At 67.8% G+C, this 7,427-nt stretch carries 6 protein-coding genes; all 6 read right to left on the bottom strand.

What is annotated here, in order from left to right:
- The coding region (locus QOI01_RS36105; RefSeq protein WP_526389046.1) for a DUF4233 domain-containing protein at positions 1-188 on the bottom strand (188 nt) is incomplete at its 3' end.
- Positions 189-247: 59 nt separating this feature from the next.
- On the bottom strand, positions 248-1,693 hold the full coding sequence (gene folC, locus QOI01_RS36100; protein ID WP_526389044.1) for a bifunctional tetrahydrofolate synthase/dihydrofolate synthase: 1,446 nt from the start codon (positions 1,691-1,693) through the stop codon (positions 248-250).
- 31 nt (positions 1,694-1,724) lie between these two features.
- Positions 1,725-4,403, bottom strand: coding sequence for a valine--tRNA ligase (locus QOI01_RS36095; protein ID WP_526389043.1), 2,679 nt, complete (start codon positions 4,401-4,403; stop codon positions 1,725-1,727).
- A gap of 115 nt (positions 4,404-4,518) precedes the next feature.
- The gene (locus tag QOI01_RS36090; RefSeq protein ID WP_526389041.1) at positions 4,519-5,142 is read right to left on the bottom strand and encodes a DUF937 domain-containing protein; all 624 of its coding nucleotides are present in this window, start codon (positions 5,140-5,142) and stop codon (positions 4,519-4,521) included.
- A gap of 111 nt (positions 5,143-5,253) precedes the next feature.
- Complete coding sequence (locus tag QOI01_RS36085; protein WP_526389039.1) at positions 5,254-6,510, bottom strand: saccharopine dehydrogenase family protein; 1,257 nt, start codon at positions 6,508-6,510, stop codon at positions 5,254-5,256.
- A 22-nt stretch (positions 6,511-6,532) separates the two neighbouring features.
- Positions 6,533-7,427 (bottom strand): alpha/beta hydrolase family protein (locus QOI01_RS36080; protein ID WP_526389037.1); only part of this gene is annotated, 895 nt, incomplete at its 5' end.

The following is a 7,427-nucleotide window of genomic DNA, read 5'->3' as shown; positions in this document are numbered from 1 at the left end:
ACCGCCTGCATCGCGAGGTTGCCCCACAGCGCCCATGGCCGCCCCTGCATCCCGGCCAACAGCACCAGGACCGCCGCGAACCCGATGAGGAACCCGCCGCTGAGCGGGGTCAGCCCACCCTCGGAGTGGGAGACAACCGGCAGCGCGAGCAACACGACGATGACCTCGAGGATCAGCGTGCCCGCCATGACGCCACGGAAGCTCTTCCACGGGTCGGGGGCGCTTGCCTGTCGTCCGGCCGGTTCAGTCACGAGGGATCCCGTCCGAAGAGGGTGCGGGCCACACCCGCGGTCACGACCGACCCGGTGATGACGATGCCCGTTCCCGAGAACCCCTCAACGGAGCCGTCGTCGTTTCCGTTCTCCTCGGCCAATGCGGTCGCGGTTTCGATGGCGTCCGGAAGTGTCTGCGTCACGAGCACGCGATCGGGGCCGAAGTGCTCTTCGGCGCGCAGTGCGAGACCGTCGGCGTCCATCGCGCGCGGCGAGCCGTTGTGGGTCACCACCACCTGGTCGAAGGCCGGCTCGAGCGCAGCCAGGATGCCGTCGACGTCCTTGTCGGCCATCACCGAGACGATGCCGACGAGGTGCCTGAAGTCGAACTCGTCGGCCAGCGCCTTGGCCAGGGCGGCGGCGCCTGCCGGATTGTGGGCCGCGTCGATGAACACGGTGGGCGCACTGCGCATCCGTTCCAACCGGCCGGGGCTGGTGGCCGCGGCGAAGCCCTCGCGAACCGCGTCGACGTCGAGTTGGCGATCGGCCCCCGCCCCGAAGAAGGCCTCGACCGCGGCGAGCGCGATCAGTGCGTTGTGGGCCTGGTGTTCACCGTGCAGCGGCAGGAAGACCTCGGGGTAGACACCGCCGAGTCCCTGCAGTTCGAGCAGCTGGCCCCCGATGGCGACCTGGCGGCGCAGCACCGCGAACTCGGAATCCTCTCTGGCCACTGCGGCATCGGCTCGGAGTGCTTCTGCCAGAACGACTTCCATCGCCTCAGGTGCTTGTCGACCGATGATCACCACGGTGCTCAGGTCGATCCCGGGGGCGACAGGGTCCTCGGCTTGGCGCTTGATGATCCCGGCCTTCTCCGCGGCGATCTCGGCGATGGTGTCACCGAGATACTCGGTGTGGTCGATGCCGATCGGCGTGATGACCGCGACGGGGGCGTCGACGACGTTGGTGGCATCCCACCGGCCGCCCAGTCCGACCTCGATGACAGCCACGTCGATCGGCGCGTCGGCGAAGGCGGCGAACGCCATGGCGGTCACCACCTCGAACTTGCTCATCCGCGGGCCTGGCCCCCCAGGAAGGAGCCCAGCCTCGGACTGCGTGTCGACGAGTTCCACGAAGGGCTCGATCTCGCGGTAGGTCTCGACGTACTGCGCGGGGGTGATCGGCTTGCCGTCGATGGAGATGCGCTCCACTGCGGACTGGAGGTGTGGGCTGGTGGCTCGGCCCGTGCGCCGGTGCAGCGCGGTCAGAAGCGAGTCGATGATCCGCGACACCGACGTCTTCCCGTTGGTGCCTGCCACGTGGATGCTCGGGTAGCCACGCTGAGGTGACCCGAGCAGTTCCATCAACGCGGCGATCCGCGTCGTGCTCGGCTCGATCTTCGTCTCGGGCCAGCGCTGGTCGAGCAGGTGCTCCACCTGAAGCAGTGAAGCGACCTCGTCGGGCGTCGGTTCGGCTGTAGTCATGCGCGATCCGCTCCGCTACTCGCTGGGCCACTCATGCGAGCGCCGCGAGGCGAGCCGTGATCCGCTGGACCTCCTCCCCGGCGACCTGCTGCCGGGTCCGAATCTTGTCGACAACGGCGTCGGGCGCCTTGGCCAGGAACTCCTCGTTGCCCAGCTTGGCGGTGGTCTGGGCCAGGTCCTTCTCGGCGGTGGCCAGGTCCTTGTCCAGCCGTCGCCGCTCGGCCGCCACGTCCACGGTGCCCGAGGTGTCGAGCTCGACGAGCACGGTGCCGTGCGACAACCGGACCTCCACGGCGGCCGACGGATTGAACCCGTCCGCGGGGTCGGTGAGCCACGCCAGCGAGGTCACCGCGGCGACCTGGGTGACCAGGTCCGCCTCGGAGATTCCGATCAGTCGCGCGGGCACTCGCTGTCTGTCGTTGAGTCCCTGGTCGCTGCGGAACCGACGAACTTCGGTGACGAGCTTCTGCATGTCCGCGATGCGGCTGCCCGCCACACCATCGAGGGCGTGGCCGGAGTGCTCCGGCCACTCGGCGATCACCAGTGATTCGGAACCCGGACCGTCCCCCGTCAATGCCTTCCACAACGTCTCGGTGACGAACGGCATCACCGGGTGCAGCATCTTGAGCAGGGTGTCGAGGACGGCGGCCAGCACGGCGTTCGTCGGCCCGTTCGGTTGGTCGGCGAGCTGGACCTTGGCCAATTCCAGGTACCAGTCGCAGAACTCATCCCAGGCGAAGTGATACAGCGACTCGCACGCACGGCTGAACTCGTAACTCTCGAACGCCGAATCCACTTCGGCGCGAACTCGATCCAGCCTGCCGAGGATCCAACGGTCCGCGTCGGTGAGTTCGTCGGCGCCGGGTAGCGGCGCGGGCGCCGCCCCGTTCATCAGCGCGAACCTGGTCGCGTTGAACAGTTTGGTGGCGAAGTTGCGCGATGCGCGGGCGTGGTCCTCGCCGATCGACATGTCGCCGCCGGGATTGGCTCCACGCGCCAGCGTGAACCGCAATGCGTCCGCGCCGAACGTGTCCACCCAGTCCAGTGGGTCGATACCGTTGCCCTTGGACTTGCTCATCTTGCGGCCGAATTCGTCGCGGATGAGACCGTGCAGGAAGACGTTCTCGAACGGCACCTGCGGACCGCGTCGTCGTCCGCTGGTGATCGCGTCGTCGTCGCCGACGAAGGTGCCGAACATCATCATCCGGGCCACCCAGAAGAACAGGATGTCGTACCCCGTGACGAGAACGCTGGTGGGATAGAACTTCTCGAGCTCGGGAGTGCGGTCGGGCCAGCCCATCGTGGAGAACGGCCACAGTGCCGACGAGAACCAGGTGTCCAGCACGTCGGGATCCTGCTCCCAACCCTCTGGCGGCGTCTCGTCCGGTCCCAGGCAGACCGTCTGACCGTCCGGGCCGTGCCAGATCGGGATGCGGTGCCCCCACCACAGCTGACGTGAGATGCACCAGTCGTGCATGTTGTCCACCCAGCCGAACCAACGAGGCTCTTGGCTGGCCGGATGAATCACGGTGTCGCCGTTGCGGACTGCGTCACCGGCCGCGGCAGCCAACGGCGAGACGTTGACCCACCATTGCAGTGAGAGCCTGGGCTCGATGGGTTCACCGCTGCGTTCGGAGTGGCCGACGCTGTGAAGGTAGGGCCGCTTCTCGTCGGTGATGCGACCCTGCGCCGCAAGTGCTTCGCGGACCGCGACACGCGCGTCGAGGCGATCCATGCCGTCGAATCGAGTGCCGGTTCCGGCAATGCGGCCCTTGGTGTCCATGATCGAGGGCATCGGCAGGTTGTGGCGCACACCGATCTCGAAGTCGTTCGGATCATGCGCGGGTGTGACCTTGACTGCGCCCGTGCCGAATTCGGGGTCGACGTGCGCGTCGGCAACAACGATGATGCCACGATTCACCAACGGGTGCGGAAGAGTCTGACCGACCAGCTCCCGGTATCGCTCGTCGTCCGGGTGCACGGCGATGGCGGTGTCACCGAGCATCGTCTCGATGCGGGTGGTGGCCACCACCAGGTGAGGGCCCGCGTCGTCCATGGACCCGTAGCGGAAGGAGACCAGCTCTCCCTCGACGTCGTCGTAGCGCACCTCGAGATCCGAGATCGCCGTCTCGAGCACGGGTGACCAGTTCACCAGTCGCTCGGCCTGATAGATCAGACCGGCGTCGTAGAGCCGCTTGAAGATCGTCCGCACCGCGCGCGAGAGGCCGTCGTCCATCGTGAAGCGATCCCGGCTCCAGTCGACGCCGTCGCCGAGGCGGCGCATCTGCGCGCCGATGGTGCCGCCGGATTCGTGCTTCCAGTCCCAGACCTTGTCGATGAACAGTTCACGGCCGAAGTCTTCCTTCGTCTTGCCGTCCGCGGCGAGTTGCTTCTCGACGACGCTCTGAGTGGCGATGCCCGCATGGTCCATGCCCGGCAGCCAAAGCACCTCGTAGCCCTGCATGCGCTTGCGGCGGGTCAGGGCGTCCATCAGTGTGTGGTCGAGCGCATGGCCCATGTGCAGGCTGCCGGTCACGTTGGGCGGCGGCAGCACGATCGAATACGGCGGCTTCTCACTCGAGGCGTCGGCCTGGAAATAGCCCGCATCGACCCAGCCTTGGTACAGCTCGGACTCTACCGCAGCCGGATCCCACGACTTGGGTAGGGATTGCACCCCTGGGCTATCTGCGGATTTCGGGCTGACGGTCACCTGGACAGTCTAGGAAGAGTTCGCGAGCAGACGTAAAACCCCCCGACACGCCGGGTGTGTGAGCGCGTTCGTGTCTGCTCGCGGAGGACTACCTCTTCTCACCCAGAAGCCCGCGCTACCTCTTCCCTCCCAGAAGCCCACCCAGGATGTCCCCGAGTCCCCCGCCGCCCTGGCCGCCTCCCAGCACGCCGCCGAGGATGCTGCCCAGCGGGTTGTTGTTGCCACCGCCACCTCCGCCACCTGCCGCACCGCTGAGGATGCTGCCCAGGATCTCGCCGATACCGCCGCTCGGCGCGGCCTGCGCCTGTGGTTCGGCGGGCGCCGCGGGGGCGGATCCCTTCGTCAACTGCTTGCCGATGTAGGCGAGCACGATGGGCGCCAGGATCGGCAGCAGCTTCTTGAGCAGGTCGCCGTTGCCTGCGCCACCGCCCGCCAACGCCGCAGCGACCTGTCCCGTGTCGTTGCCACCGAAGATCTTGGAGATCGCCTTGGAGCCATCGGTCTCATCGACCTGGTCGACGCTCACGCCGCCGTCGAGCAGTCCGCTGGCGGCATGGGTACTCGCCGCGTTCTCGATGTTGGATGCGTGCCCTGGATCCTGGGCGTTCTGCTGCAGGCCTCCGAGGAGGAGCGGGACCAGTGTGTGGATCGCGCTGTTCACCTCGGCCTCGTCGGCACCCAGCTTGCTTGCAATCTGTTGCGTGGGAATCTCGTTGAAGAGTTCGTCGAGACCAGCCATGACCTGTCCACCTTCATCGTTGGAATGCACGAGCGCGATTGCGACACTAGCCTCACCGATCTCGTGTCACAGGCGTTCCGCTCCACCCGATCGCCACCCCAGCGATGCGTCTCAGTCGAGGCGTTCGGTCTCCAGCGTCACGCCGGCAGCAGGCAACCGGGTCAGCAGGGCGTCGCCGAGTGCAGCCGCGGGCGTCAACACGCCACGGAGGTCCGAGAGCGCGTCGCGGTCGAGGGCGAGCGCCAAGCCGCACTCCCCAAGCAACACCGCGGTCGCCTTGTAACCGGGGTCGCCCCGCTGCGCCATCGTGGCTCGGTAGCGGGCGCCGGTCGTCGTCGTGGTGTACGTCTCGACGCGGTAGTGCCCGTTCTCGCGGGCGCGTTCGCTCGGGCCCGTTCCCGGCTTGGGCAAGATGCGCTCCAGAAGGCCGCGCGGCACCTTGTCGAAGTACCGGCTGCCCAGGCCGACGACGGCGGCGTTGACCGCGGTGCCCACCGCCGCGGCGACGGGTGCCACGACCGAGGAACCCACGCTCATGTTCTCCGTGTATCGGAACTTGCGGCCGTAGGCCCATGCCAGCAGGGCGTTGCTGCGTCGCACGATGCGAGAGTTCGGCGCGCCCATCGGGAAGGCCCCCGTCCAGATGCCGCCGAGTTCGGCGGCGATCTCGCGACCTCGCCGCCACGGGGTGTCGGACTGGTGGCCGAAGTCGGGCTCGGCGGCCCGGTCCGTGGTCAAGGTGTACGGGTCGTCCATCTCCCGCCGTGCCTCGGGGTCGGCCGACGCGGTGGCCATGACCTCGATCATCGACGCGGCGGTGCCTCCGGACACGCCGCCTGCGAAGCCGCGGACCACGAAGTTGGTCTCCCCGAGTTCACCGGCGCCATCGGCGAGCGCGCGCTTGTACAGCGCATACACCGTGAGATCCGAAGGAACGGAATCGAATCCGCAGGAATGGACGATGCGGGCGCCGTTGTCTGCGGCCTCCTTGTCGAACAGGTCGATGCTCTTGCGGATGAACATCGTCTCGCCGGTGAGGTCCGCGTAGTCAGTGCCCGCCGCCGCGCACGCAGCGACGAGCGGGAGCCCGTACTTGGTGTAGGGGCCGACGGTGCTGATGACGACCCGCGTGCGGGCGGCCAGGTCGTTGAGCGTGGACGGCGTGTTGGCGTCGGCCTGGATGAGCGGCCACGACTGCGCCGCCTCCCCCAGCGTCTCGCGCACCGCGAGGAGCTTCTGCGGGGATCGACCGGCGAGTGCGATGCGCGCCCGCCCGCCGTTGTTGGCGAGGTAGCGGGCCGTCAGCTTGCCGACGAACCCGGTTGCCCCGTAGAGCACGATGTCGAACTCACGCTGCGCTGCGGTCATCGCCCCAAGCTACCGGCAGGCGTCACCCGAGCGTTTCGGGAAGCCCTACGTCCCGACCGAGAAGGTGACGACCGAGGAACGTGAGGACGACCTGGTACCAGATCTTGGCGTGTTGCGGCGCCAGCACCCAGTGCCCCTCGGTCGGGAAGTAGAGGAATTGGTGCGGGCTGGTGCCGTCGTCGGCGGCGGGTAGCGCCGACTGCGTCAGAAGCTCGAACCACAGCCGCAGGCCTTCGCCGATCGGCACCCGGTAGTCCTTGTCGCCATGGATCACCAGGGTCGGGGTGGAAATCGCGCCGACGTGTCGGTGCGGCGAGTTCTTCTCGGCCATCTGGGTCGTCATCTCCCGCGCCCACCAATAGCCGCCGTCGGTGGTCGGCCCGAACTGGTCCAGCGCCCAGAGGCTCGCGTGCGTGACGATCGCATCGAAGCGATCGGTGTGGCCCGCAATCCAGTTCGCCATGTAGCCGCCGAACGACCCGCCCATTGCCGCGATGCGCGTCTCGTCAACCCGCGGATGCGCGAGCGCCGCATCAGTCGCCGCCATCAGGTCGGTGTACGGCGCGAATCCCCATGCACCCCAACCCCGTTGGATGAAGTCCTGCCCGTAGCCGGTCGACAACGCCGGGTCCGGCAGCAGGACGGCATAGCCCTGCGCCGTCAGCAGCCAGGGATTCCAGCGCCAGTGCCAGGCGTTCCAGCTTCCCAGCGGGCCGCCATGGATCCACAGCACGAGCGGCGCGGGCCCGTCCCCCTCCGGCAGCGTCAGCCACGATCGCACGGCGGTGCCGTCCTCGGTGACCGCGTCTACTTCAGTCACCCCTCCTGGCAGCGTGGGCATTTCAACGCACGGCAGTGGTACGACCGTGCCGTCGGGATCGATGCGCACCGGGTGCGGCGGGGCCGAGTAGGAACTG

Source organism: Mycobacterium sp. (genome assembly GCF_032162605.1).
Taxonomy (GTDB): domain Bacteria; phylum Actinomycetota; class Actinomycetes; order Mycobacteriales; family Mycobacteriaceae; genus Mycobacterium.
Note: the sequence above shows the minus strand (reverse complement) of the source record. Positions and strands in the feature narration are given on the sequence as shown.

What these genes read in the sequence shown, in the direction of transcription:
- QOI01_RS36090 (WP_526389041.1), bottom strand. Translation starts at nt 5,142, where the DNA reads ATGGCTGGTCTCGACGAACTCTTCAACGAGATTCCCACGCAACAGATT.
- QOI01_RS36085 (WP_526389039.1), bottom strand. Translation starts at nt 6,510, where the DNA reads ATGACCGCAGCGCAGCGTGAGTTCGACATCGTGCTCTACGGGGCAACC.
- folC (WP_526389044.1), bottom strand. Translation starts at nt 1,693, where the DNA reads ATGACTACAGCCGAACCGACGCCCGACGAGGTCGCTTCACTGCTTCAG.